Here is an 18,231-nt window from a genome sequence, read left to right on the forward strand (position 1 = left end):
GAAAATGTCGTTTTCTGCGAGGTTGTGCTCTCTCACCCGATCTGACGTTTTCAGGCAGACCCGACGTGTGGTGAGCCAACTTCAGTTGAGGCTGGAGGCAGTCGTGTGCCTCCATGAAGTTGACGCAACCGTCCGGGTCCTTGCGTCGGACGAGCACCGAGAAGGCGTTTCAGACCTGCCGGAAGAGCTCGTGCCTAACCGCCGATAACGTACATTATGTCAATTAATACAGGTGATTACCTCGGGAGATCGATGCCCTGGGCCGCTCGAGCCGCCTGTGCAAGGTCACTCCAGAAACGATGCGTGGTCCGGATGCGCGGGCCACCACACGTCGTCACGATCGGGCGGTTCGCCGCCGACGGGTGCCAGCGCTTCGGCGCGCGCCTCATTGAAGGTCTCGGGAAACGTGATGCGTCGAAGTCCATCAAAGTGATAGACAGACGTGTCATTCACCTCTGAGAGGGTCAGATCACGCGGTTCGATGCCGGAGCCGACCACCACCGCGTCGACCGCGGCGCAGGGTGCCCACCAGGAGCCACGGACGCGTGCCGGCCCGTGTCGATGATGACACCTGCTCCCCCGGCTCATCTCGAGTCGAGGACGATGCCCGTCAATTCACTCAGGGAACTGATTCGATGAGTGGCCCGGGAGAAGTCCTGTGACTTGGTGAAGTCGTTGTGAACGATGGCGCAGTCGATACCGGCCGCCACGGCTGAGTTGAGCCCTCGCGACGAATCTTCGACGACCAGCGCTTCTTCCTTTCCGGCTCCGAAGCGCCGCAAGCCGGTGAGATACGGCTCTGGATGCGGCTTTGCGAGGTTGTAGTCCTCGCGAACCAGGACGAAGTCCATGAACTGTCGGATGTGACGCTTCTTGTGGATGATCTCGAAGTCCACGCGCTTGGCAGTCGTCACGATGCCCATGCGCACGTATTTCGAGAGCTCAGCAAGGGCGTCGACGACGCCCTCTATCTCGATGGCTTCGGTTTGCAGGTGTTCCTGGTAGTAGTGATCGCGAACCTCCCGTTGCCGGTCGAGGGTCTGCTCATCGATTCCTGCCGCCCTGGCCTGGGCCCACGTGCCGATCGCGTTGCCCATCCCCCGCAGGTATTCCTCCTTGTCGAGGGTGAAACCGATGTCCGCAAGGGCACGTTCACCGGCCTTGTAGTACCAGAACTCGGTGTCCACAAGAACGCCGTCATGATCGAAGAGGATGTACTTCTTCACCTTCGTGATCCCTTCCCAGCAGTGAGAGCAACAAGATGTGGCCGCACGATGCTGAGCAACTGCCGGTGGGTCGAATCGTCCGCCGCGACGAGCAGGCCTCTGCCTTCGCCGAGCGAACCACCGGCCAGGTCGGTCACCACGCAGCCGGCTGCCCGGCACAGCTCGATCCCGGCCGCGAAGTGCACGTTGTCCACGAATCCGCCGTCGCTGACGTAACCCGCTCTCCTACCGGCCGCGACCCAGGCGACCGCCAGCGTCGAGGAGACGACCCGCGGTCCGAACGCCGCTCTGAACTCCGGATCGGCAAGCAGCTGAGGCCCCACGAAGGAGCGGTCGAGCGGACCATCGCAGTTGACGTCGACGAGCCTGGAGGCCACCGACGGCAGCGCCCTCTCGTCGACGCCGTCCTTGCGGACCCACGCGGCCACACTGTCGCTCCAGAAGGTCTCCCCCGCGATCGGATCAGTCGAGGCAGCTGCCAGAGTGCCCCTCTCGCCGATCAACGCGACGTTCACGGCCACGAGTGGTGTCTGCGCCGCGAAGTTCAAGGTGCCGCAGAGTGGGTCCACCAGCCAGCGGCGGCTGGCTGCGCCTCGTGATTCACCGGTCTCCTCCCCCAGGAAGCCGTCTGCGGGTCGCCGTACGGCGAGAACCTCGCGGATCACGCGCTCGGCGGCGAGATCGGTGTCCGTGGCGAAGTCGTTGCCCGACTTGGCATGACGGATCACCACCCCGCCGTACGCCTCTCGAACCTTGGCCGCACCGGCCTCGGCAGCTGAGATCGCGACCTCCACATCCGACAGCTCGGCGCCCGTTGCCTGTGTCATGGGTCCCGCAGCGGGAACTGCTCGACGTAGCTGTTCACACGCGCCAAACTACACAGACCCCGTCGCAACCGGCCTAGCATCGTGCGAGATGACGCGATTCGAACCGGGGACGACCCTTCAACGGCGCGAGGTCCTCCACGGACAGCTCTGGTTCGCGCAACCTGCAGTCGTCGTACACGACGTCGGCGACGTCCTGGCGATTCGGGTGGACCCCGGCTCCGCATTCCACTTCCCGGACCATCCACACGGGCCGCATCCCTGGTCTGGGCGCACGGAGTGGGGCGAGACGATCGTCTTGCAGCTCTACCGCGCCGGCGACCTCTACAGCGTCTGGAAGGTCTTCGCCCACGACGGCACATTCCGGCACTGGTACGTCAACTTCGAGGCTCCGGTCATCAGGAGCTCGACGGGCATCGACACCGACGACCACGGACTCGACCTGATCATCCGGGCGGACGGAACCCGGGAGTGGAAGGACGTCACCGACCTCCATCACCAACGCACCGAAGGTCGCATCACGGAGCAGACGGTGACTGACGTCTTGTGTGCCGCGGCTGGAGTCGAGGATGCCTTGCGCGACGGTGACCACTGGTGGCGGGACTGGGACGACTGGACCCCTTGAAGGTGAGCCCTCAGGTCGTGCGGGTCGCGTCGCCCGATCCGCCGTTGTCGATGACCCAGGTTGCTCGCTGCCGTGGTCGGCAGGAGTCGAGATAGAGACGCTGACCCTCGACGTAGCGTCGCGTCAGTGGATCGGCCGAGTCAAGCTCCAGGCCATCGCGTTTCCCCTTGCGGGCAAGGGAAATCTCTGTCTCGACGTCGAGAAAGATGGAGTGGTCCCACCGGCCGAAGAGTTCATCCCGAAGGAGGAACAGTCCCTCGACGAGGACGATGGTCCCGTGGCCGGCGTACTGCCGCGGGTGAGGCACCACGACGTCTCGAGCACGGTCGACCACGCCGCCGCGGAACCAGCCGTCTCCGCCCGGGCCGAGGGGCTCGAGCACGTGCCGGGTCAGGGACCCGTAGTCGTAGCTGTCGTGGAAGTAGCCCTCGGGTGAGTTCCGGCCCTGCCTGTGACGCACGGAGCTCGTGTGGAGGAAGTCATCGACATGGATCACCAGGACGCTTCGTGTGAGCACCCGCAGCTGGTCTGCCAGCGACTGGGCGAAGGTGGTCTTCCCACTCCCGTCGACACCGTCGATCGCCACGAGCACCCGCCGTTCGGGTCGAGAGTCGGCGAGGGCTTCGGCGACAACGGCGACATTGAGGGGCATTGCCGGATCCTCGCATGTTCGGCCGAGGCGTTCCTTGCCGCCGCCAGCTCCTAGTAGTCGTAGCCGTTTCCCGTGTCAGGACTGGACGACGTGTCCGACGGGGCCGCTCCCCCGGCGTCCACGACGTGCCAGGTGAAGCTCACGCCGTCGAACTCGTCGGTCACGTCGTTCCCGGTGACCTCGCCGGATCCTTCCAATGTGAAGGTGTAGACCGGGGCGCCCTCGAAGGTCACCTGCTTCTCGTCAGTGTCGGGCCGGGTCAGGGTGCCGAAGTCACCGGTCGTGGCCGAGCCGGACGCGATCACCGGCTTCCAGACGTCGAGGCAGGAGTCGGTGCACAGCACCTTGCCCGACTTCTCCTCCTCGGCGACGTAGACCGCGCGGCCGTCTGCGTCGACGTACACGTCGCCGGCGCTGCCGACGCTGCGGACCGCGAGCGGTCCGGTGTTCGTGTCGGAGCCGGCGGTGTCGTCGTCGGAACCACCATCGTTGCCACAGGCCACAAGGGTCGTGGCCAGGCCGGGTACGACGAGCACGACCAGGATCAGCTTGTTGATTTTCATGGGATCTCCAGTGGGTCAGGGCGACAGGGTGAGCACGGCCTTGTCCGTGCGGTTGCGCACCTCGACCGTGGCGATCTCGTCGAGGTCCAGGGAGGTCGACCCGTCAACGGTCGTCGTCTCCCCCGGTACGACCGCCCAGGTCGCCAGCTGCTGGACGGTGCCGTCGTTGTCGGTGACGACCAGTCGGTAGGTGCCCGGCCGATAGCTGGACGTGTCGCGGTACCAGCAATGCAGGCGAATATGAGTGCCCCAGGCCTTGGCGTCAAGGACGGCCTCGGCCTGAACCGGGCTTCCGGCCGCGACAGCAGTCATCTCGATCGCGCTCGGGTCGGTGTCCGGCGGGGGCGGCCGGAGGCCGATGAAGGCGCCAGCCGCGATGGCGATGATCACAGCTGCTGCTGTCGCGACAAGCACGACGCGTCGCCTGCGCGCGCGACGGCGGGCCACCTCGGCAAGCAGTGCGGGCAGCAGGCTCTCGGGCACCGGACCCGGGGCGTCGACCAGGTCGGGCTGCGGCGCCTTGGCCAGGAGTCCCGGCAACCCGCTGAGACGAGTGACACTCGCGGAGCAGTCGGCGCAGCCACGCAGGTGCGTTTCGAAGTCGCGGCGCTCCTCGGGGCTCAATGCGCCGAGGAGGTACGCCGCGTCGTACGTCGAGTAGTCGTCAGTCATCCTCGACCCCCATCTCCTGGAGCACCAGGCGCAGCGAGGTCAGCGCATAGTGGAGACGCGACTTCACGGTCCCGTCGGGCACCCCGAGACGACGCGCTGCCTCGGCCGTCGTGTGGCCGCGGTAGTAGCACTCCACGATCACGTCGCGATGGGCACTCGACAACCGCTGGAGTCCGTCGGCGACGAGCCAGGCCTGGAGGGCGGCGTCGGTCTCGTCGTGCGACGGCGGCTCCGGAGGTGAGTCGGTGACCACCTCAGGGTGCCGCACGCTGCTGCGCCACTCATCGATCGTGATGCGCCGCGCCACCGTCAACAGCCACCCTCGCGCGGAGCCGCTGGAGCGCGCCAGGACCTCCGGGTGACGCCAGGCGCGCAGCAACGTCTCCTGCACGACGTCCTCGGCCCGGCCGCGGTCGCCGTTGGTCAAGGCCAGGGCGTAGGCCCACAGCGCGGGAGCGTGCTCGTCGTGCAGGGCCCGCATCAGGTCTGCCTCTTGCGTCACCACCGTGCCTCCGCGACCGTCCGGTCAACTCCAGCATGTCCCACACCCGAGAACACGACGACGGTTCGCGAAAGGTTCAGTCGAACGGCGCTGACTCCGGCGGCGCACTCCGGCAGCGCTGGTCCCGACCCGGGCCAGGACCAGCGCCGCGGATCCGTCAGCGGCCGAGCTCGGCGGCGATCAACTGGCGGTGGGTGCGCTGGATCTTCGTGAACGACGCGGGCGCCGACTTCTCGCTCGTGACGCTGCGCTGGGAGCCGGCGAACCCTGCCGGGAAGCCGTTCTCCGGTGTCATCTCCGGCTTGGTGGGCTGGTAGAGCCAGGCGTCGAAGAACGACGCCAGGTCCTCACCGGAGTTCGTCTCGGCGAGAGTGATGAACTCCAAGATCTCGGCGTTCCCGTAGCGGTGATCGGCGGCCCAGTCACGCATGGTGGCGAAGAAGGCGGCGTCGCCGATCCGCACCCGCAGGGCTTGCAGGGTCATGGCACCGCGGTCATAGACGGCACCCGCGAACTCGTGCCCGGCACCGGGGTCACCGATGACCCTGGTCCAGAACGCGTCGTTGCCCTGGTAGTAGTCCCAGTACTCGTCGAAGAGCTCGGCACCCGTGCCCTCGCCGTGGTCCTCGGACCACAGCCACTCCGTGAAGGACGCAAAGCCCTCGTTGAGCCAGATGTCGCGCCAGTTGTGCACCGACACCGAGTCGCCGTACCACTGGTGGGCGAGCTCGTGCACGACCACGTAGATGTTGGGCCCGCCACGCCAGAAGCCCCGGGTGTAGACCGGACGCGTCTGGTTCTCCAGCGCGAAGCCGAAGTCGGCTGCGGGTGCCACGCCACCCATGGCGTCGAAGGGGTAGGCGCCCCACTGAAGCGACGCCCATTCGACGACCTCGGGGGTGCGCGCAAGATCAGCTGCGGCGTACTCCCCCTCCGCGCCGCCGTCGGAGGCGACCGCTGTGACCACGGGCAGTCCTGCCGGGGAGGTGCTCTGGGTGATGTCGTACTGGCCGGACGCGAAGAAGGCCAGGTAGGTCGCCATCGGCTTGGACTCACGCCAGTGCCAGGCACGGGTGTCGCCGTGGAGCTCGTTGGAGACCAGGACGCCGTTGCTCAGCGCTTCCTGGTCGGCGGGCGTGGTCACCGTGACGTCGAAGGTGGCCTTGTCGCGGGGATGGTCGTTCGACGGGTACCACCAGGCCGCGATCTCGGGCTCGCCGACGGCTGCGGCTCCGGTGCTGGTCTGGATCCACGGCGAGGCGCCGTACTCGGGGACCTCGATGCTCGAAGGCTGCCCCGCGTAGACCACTCGAACCTTCATCGTCTGGCCCGGCCGCAGCGGACTGCGCGGGGTGACGACGAGCTCGTGCGGCTTCGCGGTGAAACCGGCCGCCTTGCCGTTGACCTGGACGGATGAGACCGGCAGCACGAAGTCGAGGTCGAAGCTGCGGAGCCGGTCGGTGGCAGTGGCGGTGACGGTCGTGGTGCCGGCCAGCGTGTCGGTGGCCTTGTCGTAGGAGACCGCGATGTCGTAGTGGGCGACGTCGTAGCCGCCGTTGCCGTAGAGGGGGTAGTACGGGTCCCCGATGCCGGGGTCGCCGGCTCCGGGCGGTGCTGCGGCGGCAACCCCGATGGGTAGTGCGAGTGCTCCCGCGGACACCAGTGCGATCCGGCGCATCAGGCCGATGGACATGTTTCCTCCCGAGTTGGACCGCTGTAGCGGCCTCTAGGTTGCGTGACCCACCCACACAACCAGACCCGGTCTGCGCCGTCGAGCGCAAAAGTCGAGCGAGCTCACCGTCACAGGATCGTGAGGGTCACCGTGGTCCCGGCGTCCATGGTGAGCGTGGTCAGCTCGAGCGAGGTTCCGTCGTCGACGTCGAACTCCTTCTCGTCGGAGTTCAGGTTGATGCCGCCGCCGTCCTGCTTCGTCGACATGGCCTGGTCGGTCTCGACCGTGATGCCGTCATCGCGGATCTCGGTGACCTCGAACGTCATGGGGCCACCCACCACGGCGACCTCGAACGTCTCTCCTTCGGCGACGTCCACCGTGGTGGTCTTGGGATCGGCCTGCCCCTTGCTCCACCCGCTCCAGTCCTCAGAGACCACTTTGAGCTCGGCCGAGCCGGGACCGGACGCCTGCTGGTCGGAGCCCTCCTCGCCACAGGCGGCAAGCAGCCAACCGCACAGGGCGAGCAGGACCAGGGGAAGGAGTCGGCGAGGGGCAACCCGTGTGATCGTCATGACAGTCGGACGTGCCCGTCGACGAACCGGTTCCCGCCTCGTTCTACGCTGGCCCGCCCGGCCTTCTCATCAAGGGACCCACACATGACCCGCACCATGCGCGCGCTCGCCAGCGCCGCCGCCGTCACCGCGCTCGCGTTCACCGGCGCCTGCTCCGACGACGACACCACGTCCGACTCCACGCCCGACTCGTCGACCTCTCCCACCGAGTCGGAAAGCTCGGGTGGCGGCCACGCGTTGCCCGAGGGCTGGCCGATCCACTCGCTGCCGATTCCGCCGGGCGGCACCGTCGAGGACGAGAACGTCACCGCCGACATGGTGTTCTTCCACGTCGGCGGGGTCGAGGCCGACGAGGGCATGGCCTTCTACGACACGGCGCTCCCAGAACTGGGCCTGACGCGGAGCAAGTCCGCTGTCGTCGATCCCGTGGCCTACGAGAGCAGTGAGCTGAAGGTCATCGTCCAGTCGGGCGACTTCGGCGACGTGACCCTCACCGTCACTCGTCCCTGACTCGTCACGCCACAGGAGGCGACCATGGCTTACTTCGAGCGGCTCGGAGCGACCCGCTTCCGGGCCACCGAACACGTCAGCGGTGCCTGGGACGTCACGACCCAGCACATCGCCCCGGCCCTAGGGCTGCTGGCGCACGCCGTCGAGGCCGACCACGCCGAACGTCGTACGGACCGACTGGTGGTCAGCCGGCTCTCCTACGACATCCTCGGCACGCTGCCGGTCGACGTCATGGACGTCGAGGTCGAGGTGATCCGCCCCGGGCGCACCATCGAACTCGTGCAGGCCACCGCGTCGTACGCCGGGCGGGCCGGCGTGATCCTGCGCGCCTGGCTGCTCGAACCCCGCGACACCACCGGGATCGAAGGCACCCCGCTCCCCCGGATCCCCGGACCCGACGACATGCCTGCATGGAACCCGTCGAGCCTGTGGCCGGGCGGCTTCATTGCATCCGCCGAGCTGCGTCGTGTCCAGGAGGCGCCGGGGCGTGGCACGTTCTGGGCGCGCACTCCCCTGCCTCTCATCGCGAACGAGAAGACCAGCGAACTGGCCCGGTTCACCGGCCTGCTCGACATCGCCAACGGGATGACCGTGCGAGAGGACCCGACGCATGTGGCCTTCCCCAACGTCGACCTGACCGCGCACTTCTTCACCGAGCCGCGAGGCGAGTGGGTCGGCTTCGACACCAGCGTCTCGTTCGGAGCGGGTGGGCTCGGCCTCACCAGCAGCGTGATCCACGACGTCCACGGCCCCGTCGGCACGGTGTCCCAGTCACTGACGGTGCGGCCGAACTGAGTCGTTCGTCAGCGCGAGGAGAGCGCTGCCCTGAGCCGAGCGATGACACCGGGACGCTTGGGCTTCTCGGCCGGTGTCTTCCCGAAGACCTCGAGGGGCGGGTCACCGAACACGATGCCGTCCTTGCCGTTCGCCTTCACCGGAAAGACGACGCCGTCCTTGCCGTTGGCACGAACCTTCTGCATGTTCCTGTAGAGGTCGCTGCCGAATCCCTTGCTCATCGCCATCCCCGCTTCCGGGTCGCTCGAGGGAGCGCCCACGTGCTACCGACACTACTCGCGCGACGCCGGCCAGGAGTCGAAAACCCGGTCGCGTTCGAGAGGCCCCACCAGACACACTGGTCGCGATGAGTTCCGGTCATGCATCGGACCCGACCAGCCGACCCGTCACGGAGCCCACCATGCAGAGCCTCACCACGCCCGTCACCGCCGACCTGATCCGCGGAGCCCTCGACATCGAGACGACCGAACGCGGCGTACTCCCCCACCGGCTGCCGCCGAAGGCACGTGCTCAGGTCAACGACGAGCAGCTGAGGATGGCCGAGGCTCAGCCCTCGGGCTGCCGCATCGCGTTCCGCACCTCAGCCTCCTGGATCGAGCTGGACTCCGTGCCGACCAAGCGCGTGTACGTCGGAGCGCCGCCGCGTCCCGACGGCGTCTACGAGCTGGCGGTCGACGGTGACGTGATCGGTCAAGGAAGCGTCACGGGCGGCAACACGATCACCATCGACATGACCGCCGGCACCTTCTCCCACGACGTCGGGGACCCCGGCACCGTGCGCTTCGACGGTCTGCCGGACAGCGACAAGGACGTCGAGATCTGGCTGCCTCACAACGAGACCGCCGAGCTGGTCGTCCTGCGCAGTGATGCGCCACTCGAGGCCGCCGCGCCCTCGGATCGTCCGGTCTGGCTGCACCACGGCAGCTCGATCAGCCACGGCACAGACTCACCCAACCCGACCGGCACCTGGCCGGCCATCGCCGCACGCCGGGCCGGGGTCGAGCTGGTCAACCTCGGGTTCGGCGGCGGCGCCGTGCTGGACCCGTTCACGGCGCGGGCGATGCGCGACACCGCGGCCGACCTGGTGACGGTGAAGATCGGGATCAACGTGATCAACCTCGACGCGATGCGCCTGCGCGCCTTCGCCCCGGCGGTGCATGGCTTCCTGGACACGATCCGCGAGGGCCACCCGACGACTCCGCTGGTCGTGATCTCGTCGGTGCTCTGCCCGATCCACGAGGAGACGCCCGGCCCGAGCGGTCCGGACATGGAGGCGCTCGGTCGGGGTGAGATGCGCTTCGTGGCCACCGGCAACCCGGCCGAGGTGCCGGCGGGCAAGCTGACGCTGCGCGTGATCCGCGACGAGCTGGCCCGCATCGTCGCCGACCGGTCGGCCCACGACCCGCACCTCCACCACGTCGACGGCACCGAGCTCTACGGCGTGGTCGACGCCGCCGACCTGCCCTTGCCGGACGGGCTGCACCCCGACGCCGCCACTCACGAGTTGATCGGTGAGCGGTTCGTCGAGCTGGTGCTGGGTCCGCGTCTGGGCTGACCTGCGGCCTATCGCCTGCGCGCCACGAGGTGTGCGTGCGGGGTCTTCTCGTCCTCGAGCCGGGCCCGCACCAGCGACGCCACCACGTCGAATCCCCTGTCCTGCAACAGGATTGCGAACCTCTCGGGGTCGATGCGGTGGAAGTCGAGCTCGATCGCGTGACCGCCCAGCTCGTCGATCCGGCGTACGCCGTCACCCATCTGGAAGGCCACGGCGAGGTGCCCACCCGGGCGGAGCACGCGGTGGAACTCGTCGAGGGCGTCGGGCAACCGTTCCGGCGGGAGATGGATCAGCGAATACCAGGTCACCACGCCGGCCAGCGCCCCGTCGGCGTACGGCAGCTCGAGCATCGAGCCCACGGAGAACGACAGGTGGGGCTGGTCCGCGCGCGCGATCCCCACCATCTCCGGCGACAGGTCGAGACCCGAGATCGAGAGGCCCCGGTCGTGCAGGAAGGCCGTGGTCTCGCCCGGTCCGCTGCCGACCTCCAGCACCTCTCCCCCACCGTCGGCCAGCACCAGCTCGGCGTAGGCGGTCAGCATCGCGCGGAAGAACGGTAGTTCTTCGATCTCGCCGGCGAAGGTGGCGGTGTAGTCGGCCGCGATCGTGTCGTAGCCGTGGCGGGTACGTCGGAGAAAGTCTGGCTCAGTCATCGGCGACAGGCTAACCGGGTGAGGAGCCGACACACGGGGGCCACGCGGGGCCGTAGGGTTGCGGCGTGCAATGTGGCTACTTCGACGCGGGTGTGTGCCGCTCGTGCACGCACATGGGCGTCGACCACGCCGAGCAAGTCGCACGCAAACAGGCAACCGTGTCCGACGCGCTCGGCCCGCGCCTCTCGTGGACCGAACCGGTGACCGGCGCCGAGTCGGCCTTCCGGAACAAGGCGAAGCTGGTCGTCGGCGGACGCCGTGGCGAGCCGACGCTCGGCATCCTCGACGGTGGTCAGCGCGGCGTCGACCTGACCGGCTGCGGGCTCTACGAACCGGGTCTGGCCGACGTCGTGCACCGACTCCCGGCAGTCGTCGCCGACCTCGGCCTCACGCCGTACGACGTGCCGGGGCGCACCGGTGAGCTCAAGCACCTGCTGGTCACCCACTCCCCCGACGGCGAGGTGATGCTGCGGTTCGTGCTCCGCTCCCCCGGCCAGCTCCGGCGGATACGCGAGGGACTGGACGTCATTCGCGAGCGGGTGCCGGAGACCCGCGTCGTGAGCGTCAACCTGCAGCCCGAGCACAAGGCCGTGCTCGAGGGCCCGGACGAGGAGGTCCTGACCGACCTCGACACCCTGCCGATGCGGGTCAACGACGTCACCCTGCACCTGCGACCACGCAGCTTCTTCCAGACCAACACGTTCATCGCCGAGGCTCTCTACGCCCGGGCCCGTGCGTGGATCAGCGAGCTGCGACCGAGCACGGTGCTCGACCTCTACTGCGGTGTCGGCGGGTTCGGCCTGCACGCACTGGGACACGGCGCCCACCACGTGATCGGAGTCGAGTCGTCGGCCGACGCCATCCTGAGCGCGCGGCGCAGCGCAACCGAGCTCCCCGAGGGGCTGACCAGCGAATGGCACGCCGGCGACGCCACGCAACACCTCATGGACGCCACCCCCGACCTCGTCGTCGTCAACCCGCCCCGACGCGGCATCGGGCCCGAGCTCTGTGGGCGGCTGGAGACCGGCGGACCGGCCCACCTCATCTACTCCAGCTGCAACGTCACCACACTGGCCCGCGACCTGGCCGCCCTGCCGTCGTACGACGTCCGCACCGCGGGCCTGTTCGACATGTTCCCCCAGACCGGGCACCACGAGGTCATGGTGCTGCTGGCCCGCCGGTAGCGTCATCGGCATGACCATCGTTGAGGACCTCGCCCCGACCGGCACCCTGCGTGCCTCGATCAACCTGGGCAATCCCGTGCTGGCGCAGGGCACCGCCGCGGAGCCGCGCGGCGTGACCGTCGACATCGCCCGCGAGATCGCGCGACGCCTCGAGGTCCCGGTCGAGTTCCTCTGCTTCGATGCAGCCCGCAAGTCGTTCGAGGCAATGGCCACGGGTGCCGCCGACCTGTGCTTCCTGGCCATCGACCCGGCCCGGGCCACGGAAGTCGCGTTCACGGAGCCCTATGTCGTGATCGAGGGCGTCTTCGCCGTGCCGCGCGACTCCCCGCTGCACGCCCTGGACGAGATCGATCAACCCGGCGTGCGGGTGGGCGTCAAGCAGGGCTCGGCGTACGACCTGCACCTGAGCCGCTCGCTGCAGCGGGCGGAGATCGTGCGCGGGGCCGAGGGCGTCGACGTCTTCCGCAGCGAGGACCTCGAGGTCGCCGCCGGCATCCGCCAGCCCCTCACGGCGTACGTCGAGGAGCACGACGACCTGCGGCTCATCGACGAGCCGTTCATGCAGATCCGCCAGGCGGTCGGCACCACGGTGAGCCGGCAGCCGACCACCGTCGCCTTCCTGCGCGAGGTCGTCGACGAGCTCGTCGAGTCCGGCTTCATCGCCGCGTCGCTGGAGACCTCCGCCTGACGGGTCCCGAGGCGACCAGCACGCCGACCTTGTCGATGCGGTGCTCGGGGTTGTGGAACTCGTCGGACCAGTAGTTGCCGGCCGTGTGGTCCTCCTGCGTCGCGCAGGTCGAGAGCGTGACCATCGCCCTCGTCGGGACGGCCCCGGGCCGGCCGGGAACAGCGGCCTCCTGGCGAGCCCGCGACCGGTCGGAGCGGAACGAGGTCGACCGGGTCAGCCTGATCTCGTAGACGTAGCGCACCCCTGCCGCCTCCACCACGACCCGGTCACCTCGTCGCAGCTCCGGAAGCCGGGCGAAAGCCCGCGTGCTCGACGTGCGGTGAGCGGTGACCAGGTAGTTGCCGACCCCGCCCGGACCCGTGCCGCCGCGTGGCCCGTGAGGACTGGCGCCGAGGCCGCGGTCCTGGAGGCGGGTGCCCGGTGCGTCGTCCGGGCGTCCCCGGTAGGGCTCCACGACCAGTCCGGCCAGCCCGATTCTCGGGATCCGCACCGTCGCGCGTCGCGGCATGCCGTCCGACGGCTGCGGACCACGATGCTCCAGGACCACCCGGGGACCCGTCGAGCGAGGGCTGTCGGCACGCGTCGACGGGGCGCTGGCCGGCGACGACCCGTCGCACGCGCTCGCCACGAGCAACAGGCCCACGACCGCCATCGGCCACGTCGACGCCACGCCGTCGAGCCTAGGCCGTGACACGGCCTACGTCCGGGTGTGGTGGCACCCAGCCCGAACTGAGTACCCGCACGGATGTCCCGAAGCGGTCCGGGCACGAGAGTTGAAGGCATGAACCCGATGACTGCCTCGACCTTCGTGACCTTCGGTCCCAGCCACCTGCTGATGCTCGCGCTGTTCGCCGCCGGCATCTGGCCGGTGGTCCTGCTCGGTCGCGCCCAGCGCGGTGCCGCGGACCCACGGCGGGTCAGCCGCTGGTTCGCCTTCGCGATCATGGGCTTCACGATCCCGATGCAGCTGGTCGACTTCATGCCGTCGCAGTTCTCCTTCAACACCACGCTCCCCCTGCAGCTGTGCGACTTCGCCTGGATCGCCGCGGTGCTCGCCCTGCTGACCCACCACAGGTTCTTCGTCGCCATGACCTACTTCTGGGGGCTGGTGCTGACCACCCAGGGGCTGCTGACGCCGTGGCTCACCGCCGACTTCCCCAACCCGAAGTACATCGGCTTCTGGGGCATGCACATGCTCATCGTGTGGGCCGCGATCTACCTGGTGTGGGGCCTCGGTCTCAGACCCGCCTGGCACGACTACGCCACCACCGTGGCCACCACGCTGACCTGGGCGGTCTCGGTGTTCACCTTCAACGCGATCACCGGCACCAACTACGGGTTCCTGAACCACAAGCCCAGCAGCGGCTCGGTCCTGGACTACCTCGGCCCGTGGCCGTCGTACGTCGTGATCGAGGTCGTGATCGTGGCCACGGTGTGGGCGCTGATGACGTGGCCGTGGGTGGTCGCGCACCGCCGGCAGAACCTGCCGGGGCACACGACCACCTCACCGGTGACCGGCGCGACTAGCGGCGCAGAGTGATCGGCACGACTCGGGTCGGCCGCGCACCGCCGTTGCCACGCAGGACCAGGTTCACCTGCTTGACTCCCTTCGGTACCGCGGCCCAGTTGATGCGCACCGGGATGCTCACCGTCTTGTTCACGCCCACGGCACCCGTGTCCGTCGGCACCGAGACCCACCGGGGCTGCCGGGTGATCGGGTCGCTCGTCCTCACGGTCACGATCGTCCCGCTGGCGAAGAACATCGCGACCAGGTCACCGTGCTCGTCGAGGTCGAGGGACGTGCTCGGCATCCCGGGCGTCGAGTACGACGGCACGTTCACCGTTGCCTGCTCCGCGCAGGTGGCCGGGTCGACCTGTCGGAACTTCGACATGTTGCGTTTCAGCGGAATACCCGTGATGTCCTGGGTGTGGGTCCAGAGTGCCTGAGAGTCAGGGTTCCAACCCAGGCCCTGCCCCTGACGGGCATAGGTGCACCTGCCCAGCACGTCACCAGTGTTGGGGTGCTCCAGCCCGGCGATCGTGCGCACCTGGTGCTGCCAGCCGCCCGAACGTGCCCCGGCGATCACGAAGAACCGGTCCCGCTCCGCGTCGTACGCCAGGCCCTGGACGGAAAGTGCACTTCGGAGGCCGGTCTCGACCACGGCGATGTCATGAGCGCTGACCCGGTCAGGATCCACACAGGCGATGTCGTTGGTGAAGTTGTAGAAGGTCATGCACAACATGCCGCGGGACGGCACCCAGGCGAGGTCCGCGGGAGTCAGGGTCAGGTCGTCGGTCACACCCAGCGCCTCGGCGACCGGGGCCAGCGGGATCGTCCTCCCGGTGGGACTGCCGGTCGAGGTGACCTCGACGGCCCTGTGCGCCAGCACGTCACCGACCCAGTACTGCCCGTCGACCTCCTCGACGGCGATCGCTGCCTTGCCGTAGTCCGTCCTGCCCACCTCGGTGCCCGGCTTGGGTCCCGACGTCGCCGGGAGGGCCAGAGAGGCCCGCCAGCGCAGGGCTGCACTGCCGGTGTTCTTGAGGCTCACCCTGACGGCCGCGCCTCGCTTCGCGGTCACCGACGTCGGGAGCGTCATCCTCCCCCCGGACAACGGCGTCCGGAGCATGATCGTCTGTCGGTCCCTGGTCACCCTCACCGAGGCCCTCTGCGCTGCATAGCCGGGGCGCTTGAGGACCGAGACGGTGTAGTTCCGGCCGGCCATCAGCTGGAACCGGTAGCGACCGGCCGCGTTGGTGAAGGCGCGCTGGGTGAGCCACCCGTTGGCGTCGACGAGGTCGACGCTTGCATTCGCGACGGCGGCGCCGGTGCGCTTGTCGGTCACCAGGCCGCTGACGAAGCCGTTCGCGGGCAGGCTGAACCTGATCTGCCGGTCACTGCCGAGGATCGGCTCGTTCACCGAGTAGAGGAACTGGGTCCTCAGGCCGGCGCGACCGTCGGGACTGTGGTCCTGCATCGAGACCTCGGTCTGCTGGCCCCGCTCGAGCAGGTTCGCCGGGTCGATGCCGTCGTAGGCGAAGACGATGTCGCCGTCCTCGTGCAACGTGACCTCGTAGCTCATCCGGGTGTCGGGGCTGTTGAGCACCGTGAAGTCGCGGAACTCGATCGTGAACGCGCGGTTCGGCGCCGTGCCCGTGGTGCGGGTCAGCAGCTTGGCGGAGCCGTCGTCGGAGGCGATCGGTCCCAAGCTCGGCACGATCCCGCGGATGAGGGTGTCGATGCCGTACTCGGCGTACGGATACGTGGCGCTGTTGTAAGGAGAGGTCCAGAACCCGACTTGGGCGAGGCTGGTGGGACTGGCGTAGATGGTGGAGTAGTCCTTGCCGAAATAGGAGAACCTGAACGGCAGACGGACCGCCGTCGTGTCATAGACGTCAGGCTTCTCGATCTCCGTGGTGCCCTTGATCCACTTCGTGGGCTCCAACAGGCAGGAGTAGCCGTACGGTCCCCCGTTCCAGCCGGCCGGGCTCGCCGGCTCGTCGGTCCGGCGACGCAGCTCGACCGGTGCGATCGCCGCGTCGCCGGTGATCTCGAGGCTGCGGTAGACCGGCGTGGCACAGGCTCCGCCGTCGTCGATGCGGACGGTGTAGTTCCGAGGTCCCGGCACTCCCTTGATCGCGAAGTGCCCCGAGGCGTCGGCGGTGGCCGAGTAGCGCGATCCGATCACGCTCGCCGTGCCGGCGATCGGCTTCCCGGTCGTCCTGTCAGTGATGACACCGCTGACCGTGAAGCCCTCGGCGGCAGCCAGGGAGACGTTCGTGGTCGTGCTCTGGCCGGAGGTCACCTCGATGGTGACCTTCCCCGGTGCGAACCCGAAAGCCGTGACGGTCGCCTGGTAGGTGCCGATCGGGAGCTCGGCGACTCCGTAGGCGCCGTCGCTGCCGGTGCGAGTCGAACGTTGGCCCGCACCGCCGGTCAGGGTGACCGCGGCGCCCTCGACGGGCTCGCCGCCGTCGTCGGTGACCGTTCCGTCGATCGCGCCCGACTCACCGGAGTCGACCGCCTCCACGAGGGCGAGCGCGTCGAGCCGGCCCTCGCCGTAGACGTTGTTGTCGGCATCGGTGCCGCCGCACTGGTCGTCGACGGTGTCGATCGCGGTTTCGTCGAGGAGCTGCCGGATCTGTGCCACGTTGCCGATCAGCTCGGGGTGGGCGGAGAGCAGTAGCGCCACCGAGCCGGAGACGTGGGGGGCCGCCATCGACGTACCGCTCATCGAGGCGTAGCGGCCGCCCGGGTAGCTCGAGCGCACACTTGCCCCGGGAGCCGCGATGTTCGGCTTGATCTCGCCGTCCTGTCCCGTGCCGCGACTGGAGAAGCTGGCGATGGTCCCGGCTTCGGTGGTGGCACCGACCGCGTAGTTGAGGGTGCGACTGCCGGGTGAGCTGGCCGTGTTGCAGGCTGGGCCGAGGTTGCCGTTGGACCAGACCCCGAAGATCCCGGAGTCGGCCCACGCCTGCTGGATGTCTTCGAGGAACGGGTCCGTGGCCGGGTTCTCGGAACCCCAGGAGTTGTTCACCACGTGCGGCCGTTTCGCGGGGTCGGGCGCGGTGCCGTCCGTCTTGGTGGGGGCCAGCATCCACTGGGAGGCAGCCAGCAGTGTCTCGTCCGAGGCACAGCAGCCGTTCGCCTCGATCCACTTGGCCCCGGGGGCTACGCCGACCTGGTTGGCGGCACCGTCGTCGCCGACCATCGTGCCCATGGTGTGCGTGCCGTGCCCGTGTGCGTCCGTGGGGAAGTCGGAGGCACCCGTGGTGTCGAGCCAGTTGTAGTCGTTGGTGAACGTGCCGTCCCCGTTGCTGCCCCGGTAGTGCTCCACCAGCGCCGGGTGGTCCAGCTCGGTGCCGGTGTCGATGCTGGCCACGACGATGCCGTCACCGCGGGCGCCGTACTTCTGCCACACCTGATCGGCCTTGATGTCGCGGACACCCCACTCGGGTGCGGCGTCGTGGGTGCTCATCCGTCCGGTGAGCTCCTGCTTCACCGGCTCCGGCTCCGTGTAGCTGACCGGTGCGAAGATGCGCTCCACGTCGGTGGACCCCGCAAGGCTCAGGGCCAACGTGTAGTCGCCGCCGTGGACCCGGATGGCATTGGTGATCCAGTACGCCGTGTAGTCCGCACCGGCTGCGTCGAGTGCGGCGATCGTGTCGGCCTGGGCGGTCTTGGCGGTGCTCCTGAGCCGGTCGACGACCTGTTGACCGCGCCTGGCCCAGTCGCCCGTGGCCGAGGCTGCGCTGGTGTCGGCGTCGGCGTCGAAGCTGATCCAGAAGTCGCGCGGCTCGGTCGCGTCCGTGTCGAACTTGCGCTGGAGGGCTGGAGCGATCTTGGCTCCCGGGTCGACCGCGCCGGTGGGCGACGCTGACGGCTGGGCGTTCGTGGGTTGCTGGCCGAGGGTTGTCACTGCCAGGGCGAGCGACAGCGCGACCAGAATGAGGCCGCGGACCAGGCGATGGCGGGCGCGGGGACGGGAGTGGTGAGGCATGACGACTTCCTGTCGATGAGGATGAAGGTGAGCTCAG

The 18,231-nt window shown here is 68.5% G+C and carries 20 protein-coding genes; 7 read left to right on the forward strand and 13 right to left on the reverse strand.

All coding sequences use genetic code 11. The annotated features are described in order from the left end of the window. Positions 1 to 285 precede the first annotated feature (285 nt). From ASD30_RS26405 to ASD30_RS06255, 3 genes are all read right to left on the reverse strand, one after another. Positions 286 to 501, reverse strand: a complete 216-nt coding sequence (locus ASD30_RS26405) for a hypothetical protein (RefSeq protein WP_156393518.1) — start codon at positions 499 to 501, stop codon at positions 286 to 288. Positions 502 to 584: 83 nt separating this feature from the next. Further along, the gene (locus tag ASD30_RS06250) at positions 585 to 1,226 is read right to left on the reverse strand and encodes an HAD family hydrolase (protein ID WP_056678293.1); all 642 of its coding nucleotides are present in this window, start codon (positions 1,224 to 1,226) and stop codon (positions 585 to 587) included. Further along, the gene (locus ASD30_RS06255) at positions 1,223 to 2,053 is read right to left on the reverse strand and encodes an inositol monophosphatase family protein (RefSeq protein WP_056678296.1); all 831 of its coding nucleotides are present in this window, start codon (positions 2,051 to 2,053) and stop codon (positions 1,223 to 1,225) included. The genes ASD30_RS06250 and ASD30_RS06255 overlap by 4 nt, the downstream gene beginning before the upstream one ends. An 88-nt stretch (positions 2,054 to 2,141) precedes the next feature. On the opposite strand from ASD30_RS06255, the gene ASD30_RS06260 reads away from it, so the two are divergent. After that, positions 2,142 to 2,675: a DUF402 domain-containing protein gene (locus ASD30_RS06260; protein WP_056678299.1), complete on the forward strand. Its 534-nt coding sequence runs from the start codon at positions 2,142 to 2,144 to the stop codon at positions 2,673 to 2,675. Positions 2,676 to 2,685: 10 nt separating this feature from the next. Here ASD30_RS06260 and ASD30_RS06265 read toward each other — a convergent pair whose 3' ends face one another. The 6 genes from ASD30_RS06265 to ASD30_RS06290 all read right to left on the reverse strand — a co-directional run bounded on the left by ASD30_RS06265 (position 2,686) and on the right by ASD30_RS06290 (position 7,308). After that, on the reverse strand, positions 2,686 to 3,327 hold the full coding sequence (locus tag ASD30_RS06265) for a hypothetical protein (RefSeq protein ID WP_056678303.1): 642 nt from the start codon (positions 3,325 to 3,327) through the stop codon (positions 2,686 to 2,688). 50 nt (positions 3,328 to 3,377) lie between these two features. Then, on the reverse strand, positions 3,378 to 3,890 hold the full coding sequence (locus ASD30_RS06270) for a hypothetical protein (RefSeq protein WP_056678306.1): 513 nt from the start codon (positions 3,888 to 3,890) through the stop codon (positions 3,378 to 3,380). Between the two features lie 15 nt (positions 3,891 to 3,905). After that, positions 3,906 to 4,562, reverse strand: a complete 657-nt coding sequence (locus ASD30_RS06275) for an anti-sigma factor family protein (RefSeq protein WP_056678309.1) — start codon at positions 4,560 to 4,562, stop codon at positions 3,906 to 3,908. Then, positions 4,555 to 5,064 carry a sigma-70 family RNA polymerase sigma factor gene (locus ASD30_RS06280; RefSeq protein ID WP_082563662.1) on the reverse strand — a complete coding sequence of 170 codons (510 nt, stop codon included), beginning with the start codon at positions 5,062 to 5,064 and terminating at the stop codon, positions 4,555 to 4,557. Before ASD30_RS06280 ends, ASD30_RS06275 begins: the two co-directional genes overlap by 8 nt. Before the next feature lie 157 nt (positions 5,065 to 5,221). Continuing rightward, on the reverse strand, positions 5,222 to 6,757 hold the full coding sequence (locus ASD30_RS06285) for a M1 family metallopeptidase (RefSeq protein ID WP_056678311.1): 1,536 nt from the start codon (positions 6,755 to 6,757) through the stop codon (positions 5,222 to 5,224). Positions 6,758 to 6,864: 107 nt separating this feature from the next. Continuing rightward, positions 6,865 to 7,308, reverse strand: coding sequence for a hypothetical protein (locus ASD30_RS06290; RefSeq protein ID WP_056678313.1), 444 nt, complete (start codon positions 7,306 to 7,308; stop codon positions 6,865 to 6,867). An 84-nt stretch (positions 7,309 to 7,392) separates the two neighbouring features. Between ASD30_RS06290 and ASD30_RS06295 the strand changes: the two genes are divergently transcribed. Then, complete coding sequence (locus ASD30_RS06295; RefSeq protein ID WP_056678318.1) at positions 7,393 to 7,818, forward strand: hypothetical protein; 426 nt, start codon at positions 7,393 to 7,395, stop codon at positions 7,816 to 7,818. A gap of 24 nt (positions 7,819 to 7,842) precedes the next feature. Further along, complete coding sequence (locus ASD30_RS06300; protein ID WP_056678320.1) at positions 7,843 to 8,613, forward strand: thioesterase family protein; 771 nt, start codon at positions 7,843 to 7,845, stop codon at positions 8,611 to 8,613. 8 nt (positions 8,614 to 8,621) lie between these two features. Here ASD30_RS06300 and ASD30_RS06305 read toward each other — a convergent pair whose 3' ends face one another. Continuing rightward, a complete protein-coding gene (locus ASD30_RS06305; RefSeq protein ID WP_156388657.1) occupies positions 8,622 to 8,834 on the reverse strand; it encodes a hypothetical protein in 213 nt (70 codons plus the stop codon). 179 nt (positions 8,835 to 9,013) lie between these two features. Here ASD30_RS06305 and ASD30_RS06310 point away from each other — a divergent pair, with 179 nt between their 5' ends. Further along, positions 9,014 to 10,168 carry a GDSL-type esterase/lipase family protein gene (locus tag ASD30_RS06310; RefSeq protein WP_056678328.1) on the forward strand — a complete coding sequence of 385 codons (1,155 nt, stop codon included), beginning with the start codon at positions 9,014 to 9,016 and terminating at the stop codon, positions 10,166 to 10,168. 8 nt (positions 10,169 to 10,176) lie between these two features. On the opposite strand, the gene ASD30_RS06315 is transcribed toward ASD30_RS06310, so the two are convergent. Beyond that, positions 10,177 to 10,821, reverse strand: coding sequence for a class I SAM-dependent methyltransferase (locus ASD30_RS06315; RefSeq protein ID WP_056678331.1), 645 nt, complete (start codon positions 10,819 to 10,821; stop codon positions 10,177 to 10,179). Positions 10,822 to 10,979: 158 nt separating this feature from the next. On the opposite strand from ASD30_RS06315, the gene ASD30_RS06320 reads away from it, so the two are divergent. After that, entirely contained in the window at positions 10,980 to 12,005 is a 1,026-nt protein-coding gene (locus ASD30_RS06320) for a methyltransferase domain-containing protein (protein WP_235532517.1), read from the forward strand. 10 nt (positions 12,006 to 12,015) lie between these two features. After that, positions 12,016 to 12,693 (forward strand): transporter substrate-binding domain-containing protein, encoded by a 678-nt coding sequence (locus ASD30_RS06325; protein ID WP_056678338.1) that lies wholly within the window; start codon positions 12,016 to 12,018, stop codon positions 12,691 to 12,693. On the opposite strand, the gene ASD30_RS06330 is transcribed toward ASD30_RS06325, so the two are convergent. After that, positions 12,662 to 13,363 carry a sortase domain-containing protein gene (locus ASD30_RS06330; RefSeq protein WP_235532518.1) on the reverse strand — a complete coding sequence of 234 codons (702 nt, stop codon included), beginning with the start codon at positions 13,361 to 13,363 and terminating at the stop codon, positions 12,662 to 12,664. The two genes, ASD30_RS06325 and ASD30_RS06330, sit on opposite strands and share 32 nt — an antisense overlap. Positions 13,364 to 13,474: 111 nt before the next feature. Between ASD30_RS06330 and ASD30_RS06335 the strand changes: the two genes are divergently transcribed. Continuing rightward, positions 13,475 to 14,233: a YwaF family protein gene (locus ASD30_RS06335; protein WP_056678343.1), complete on the forward strand. Its 759-nt coding sequence runs from the start codon at positions 13,475 to 13,477 to the stop codon at positions 14,231 to 14,233. On the opposite strand, the gene ASD30_RS06340 is transcribed toward ASD30_RS06335, so the two are convergent. Then, complete coding sequence (locus ASD30_RS06340; RefSeq protein WP_056678346.1) at positions 14,217 to 18,194, reverse strand: S8 family serine peptidase; 3,978 nt, start codon at positions 18,192 to 18,194, stop codon at positions 14,217 to 14,219. The two genes, ASD30_RS06335 and ASD30_RS06340, sit on opposite strands and share 17 nt — an antisense overlap. Positions 18,195 to 18,231 lie beyond the last annotated feature (37 nt).

This window comes from Nocardioides sp. Root140 (assembly GCF_001426745.1).
Classification (GTDB): Bacteria; Actinomycetota; Actinomycetes; order Propionibacteriales; family Nocardioidaceae; genus Nocardioides.